We start from the raw sequence: 558 nt of genomic DNA, 5'->3' as shown, positions 1-558 counted from the left end.
GTGAGAAAAGTTAAATCAGAACATAATATTACAATCATTTCTATTACGCATGATTTATCTGAGGCGATGGAAGCAGATCATGTTATCGTTATGAATAAAGGGACTGTCTATAAAGAAGGCACAGCGATTGAAATTTTCGACCATGCAGAAGAGTTAACAACAATAGGTCTAGATTTGCCATTCCCAATCAAAATAAATCAAATGCTGGGATACCAAACATCATTCTTAACTTATGAAGGGCTGGTGGATCAACTATGACTATACGCTTTGACAATGTAAGTTATACCTATCAAAAAGGGACACCATACCAGCATCAAGCTATTCATGATGTTAATACAGAATTTGAACAAGGTAAATATTACGCCATCGTTGGACAAACGGGTAGTGGTAAATCAACATTGATACAAAATATTAATGCACTGTTAAAGCCAACTACTGGGACAGTTACAGTTGATGACATTACTATTACACATAAGACCAAAGATAAATATATTAGACCTGTAAGAAAAAGAATTGGAATGGTATTTCAATTTCCCGAATCTCAATTATTTGAGGACA

1 protein-coding gene and 1 pseudogene are annotated in these 558 nt (G+C 34.2%); both read left to right on the top strand.

The window, feature by feature from the left end:
• A pseudogene (locus IDG60_RS00745) lies at nucleotides 1-258 on the top strand (energy-coupling factor ABC transporter ATP-binding protein); the annotation flags it as partial.
• On the top strand, nucleotides 255-558 hold a 304-nt coding region (locus IDG60_RS00740; RefSeq protein WP_107610596.1), incomplete at its 3' end, for an ATP-binding cassette domain-containing protein. The pseudogene IDG60_RS00745 and the gene IDG60_RS00740, both read left to right, overlap by 4 nt.

Source organism: Staphylococcus sp. EG-SA-2, from assembly GCF_017152085.1.
Note: the sequence above shows the minus strand (reverse complement) of the source record. Positions and strands in the feature narration are given on the sequence as shown.